The organism is Streptomyces sp. NPDC050636 (assembly GCF_040654775.1).
In the GTDB taxonomy this organism is placed as follows: domain Bacteria; phylum Actinomycetota; class Actinomycetes; order Streptomycetales; family Streptomycetaceae; genus Streptomyces.
Genome location: NZ_JBFAIP010000229.1, coordinates 1 through 3,072, shown reverse-complemented (window position 1 = coordinate 3,072; position 3,072 = coordinate 1). Strand labels below are relative to the sequence as shown.

Here is a 3,072-nt window from a genome sequence, read left to right as displayed (position 1 = left end):
TTCCTTCTGCCGGACACCCGTTATCGACTCGACGACGTCGCCGAGGGACTCCAGATGCTGGATGTTCACCGTCGAGATCACATGGATCCCGGCTTCCAGCAGCTCCTCGACGTCCTGCCAGCGCTTGGTGTTGCGCGAGCCGGGCACGTTGGTGTGCGCCAGCTCGTCGACCAGCACCACGGTCGGCTTGCGTTCGAGGACCGCGTCCACGTCCATCTCGGTGAAGACCGTGTCCCGGTAGTCCAGCTCCCGGCGCTGGATTTGCTCCAGGCCGTGCAGCATCACCTCGGTCCGGGGCCTGCCGTGGTGCTCGACGAAGGCGACCACACAGTCCGTTCCGCGCTCTACGCGTCGATGAGCCTCGGACAGCATCGCGTACGTCTTGCCGACGCCCGGTGCCGCGCCGAGGTATATCCGAAGCTTGCCGCGTGCCACGTGGCCCCTCTCCGTGTCGTCTTGCTCAGGGGCTGCCGCCCAGGTCGGTCAGGGGTCGAATCGGTAGCCCATGCCGGGCGCGGTGGTGAAGTGCCGGGGATGCGCCGGGTCCGCTTCGAGTTTGCGCCTCACATGAGCCATGTAAACGCGAAGATAATTGGTCTGCGTGCTGTGAAAGGGACCCCATACCTCCTGGAGCAGCTGCTGATGGCTGACCAGCCGCCCGCTGTCGCGTACGAGTACCTCCACCAGGTGCCACTCGGTCGGGGTGAGCCGGACATCTCGCCCGTCGCGCCGGGCCTTCTTGGCGGGAAGGTCGAGCGTGAAGTCCTCCGTCACGATCACCGCGGGCTCGTCGGACGGCTTCGCCGATTCGATCCTGCGCGCCGCTGCGCGCAGCCGGGCCAGCAGTTCGTCCATGCTGAACGGCTTGGCTATGTAGTCGTCGGCTCCCGCGTCGAGTGCGGTCACCTTCACCTCGGAGGTCCGGCGGGCGGAGACCACCAGGACCGACGCCCGGCTCCACGCCCGCAGCTCCTTGATCACGTCTATGCCGTCCATGTCCGGCAGCCCGAGGTCGAGCAGGACGACGTCCGGGGGGTGTGCCGCTGCAAGGCGCAGGGCGTGTGCTCCGTCGGGCGCGGTGTCCACGTCGTAGTCGCGCGCCTTCAGATTGATCTCAAGAGCCCGTACGAGCGATGGTTCGTCCTCGACCACCAGCACCCGGGTCATCGGTGTCACCTTTCTGTTGCATGCCGGTGCCGCGGGCGGCCGGTCCCCGTGCCGGCCACCCGCGACACGGTCACTCACTTCTGGGCGAGTTCCTTGAGCGCGATGTTCAACTTGAGGACGTTCACCGAGGGTTCGCCGAGGAATCCGGCGGTACGGCCCGCGGTGTTGGCCTTCGCGAGCTTCTCGACCTGCGCGACGCTCAGCCCGTTGTGCTCGGCCACCCGCTTCTCTCTCGATTCTCGTCATTCAGCGAGATCGGTCCCGGTGCGCGAGCCGGGGGGCATGGCGGGACCTTGGCACCTGGCCCGGCGACGTAGCGCAGGGCGAGGGCGACGACGACTATCAGGCGTCCTTGTTCCCGCAGCAGCCGTCGCCGCAGTTGTCCGCCGGTCCATCGGGCAAGGTGCTACTGGGCATCGGGGTGCAGCAGGAGTCGCCACGCCAGGCGTCGCGGCCTTCTTTGACTGCCACGGCGGCGATCACGATCGCGGCGATCGGGTCCGCCCATGCCCAGCCGAGGGTGGCGTTGGCCACGAGTCCCAGGAGGAGGACGGCGGACAGGTAGGTGCACAGCAGGGTCTGTTTGGAGTCCGCGACGGCTGAGGCGGAGCCCAGCTCGCGTCCCGAGCGGCGTTGGGCGGCGGAGAGGATCGGCATGACCGCCAGCGACAAGGCGGCGAGCATGATGCCCGTGAGGGAGGGTTCGGCTTCGCCGGTCCCGGTGAGGGCCCGGATCGACTCGACCGTGACGTAGGCCGCGAGGACGAAGAACGAGACGGCGATGATCCGCAGGGCGGTCTTCTCGCGGGCTTCGCGTACGGCGTGATCCGCGGCGGAGAACTGCCAGGCGACGGCTGCGGCGGAGGAGACCTCGATCACCGAGTCCAGGCCGAAGCCGATCAGGGCGGTGGAGGAGGCGAGGGTGCCGGCGGTGAGGGCCACCGCCGCCTCGATGACGTTGTAGGTGATGGTGGCGGCGACCAGCAGGCGTATGCGCCTGGTCAGCACGTCCCGGCGCGCCGCGGAGGGGCCGAGGGATATGGGTATGTCCGCCATCAGCAGCAGTCCTTGTCTTCCGCGTTGGTACAGGTCCGGTCCGTCTCCACGGCGACCACGGCGGTGCGCAGATCGTCCAGGGCGTGACCGAAGCGGGCGTCGGCGAGTTCGTAGCGGGTGCGTCGTCCGACGGGCACTGTGACGACCAGGCCGCAGTCGCGCAGACAGGCAAGGTGGTTCGACAGTCGCGTTCGGGAGATTCCCAGCCGGTCGGCGAGATCAGAGGGATGGGCCGGGGCCTCGCGGAGCGCGAGCAGCAGTCGGCAGCGGATGGGGTCGGCAAGAGCGCGGCCGAAGCGCACCAGCACCTCGACCTCGGAAGCAACGGTCAGCACACTCCGACAGTACACGGAATCGTGAATTCACGGAATCATGCATCATGATCGCGACGTGGGCCCCTGCCCCGCCCAGCGCCCGCGCAGAAGCCGGAACGGTCAGTCCGCCAACTCCCGTGTATCGAGCGGGAGTTTCCAGAGGTTGCGGCGGTGTATGGCATCGAGTGCGTGGTGCAGAGGGGACGGGGGCACGGTCAGCACCGGGCAGCAGGCGCGTGCCACGCAATACCGGGAGACGGACGGCCACAGCGCGCGGCGCAGCCTGCCGCGGGCTCCGGTGCCGATCACCAGGAGATCGTCGGGTCGGCCGGCGGCCGTCAGTAGGACCTCTCCCGGTTTGCCGAGTACGACCAGGGGCTCCAGCGGCACCCCGGGCCCTGCGCTGCCGAAGGCTGCGTCGAGGGCACCCAGCAGCCGCTCGCCCGCCATCTGGCGCCATGCGGCCAGTGGTGCGGGGCACGGCCCGCCGCGGTGGGCGAGTTCACCACCGGGCGGTTCCCATGCCAGCACGGCC

General features: G+C 68.8%; 4 protein-coding genes and 2 pseudogenes. All 6 read right to left on the bottom strand.

Features of this window, described 5'->3' with window-relative positions:
- Positions 1–435 (bottom strand): annotated as a pseudogene (locus AB0I10_RS40845) (histidine kinase); the annotation flags it as partial.
- A 48-nt stretch (positions 436–483) separates the two neighbouring features.
- A complete protein-coding gene (locus tag AB0I10_RS40840; RefSeq protein ID WP_363157806.1) occupies positions 484–1,167 on the bottom strand; it encodes a response regulator in 684 nt (227 codons plus the stop codon).
- A 74-nt stretch (positions 1,168–1,241) separates the two neighbouring features.
- Positions 1,242–1,391: pseudogene (locus AB0I10_RS40835) on the bottom strand (potassium-transporting ATPase subunit C); the annotation flags it as partial.
- Positions 1,392–1,509: 118 nt separating this feature from the next.
- The gene (locus AB0I10_RS40830; protein ID WP_363157805.1) at positions 1,510–2,223 is read right to left on the bottom strand and encodes a cation transporter; all 714 of its coding nucleotides are present in this window, start codon (positions 2,221–2,223) and stop codon (positions 1,510–1,512) included.
- A complete protein-coding gene (locus AB0I10_RS40825) occupies positions 2,223–2,558 on the bottom strand; it encodes a metalloregulator ArsR/SmtB family transcription factor (protein WP_363157804.1) in 336 nt (111 codons plus the stop codon). The genes AB0I10_RS40830 and AB0I10_RS40825 overlap by 1 nt, the downstream gene beginning before the upstream one ends.
- A 99-nt stretch (positions 2,559–2,657) precedes the next feature.
- Positions 2,658–3,072 (bottom strand): universal stress protein (locus AB0I10_RS40820; RefSeq protein WP_363157803.1); only part of this gene is annotated, 415 nt, incomplete at its 5' end.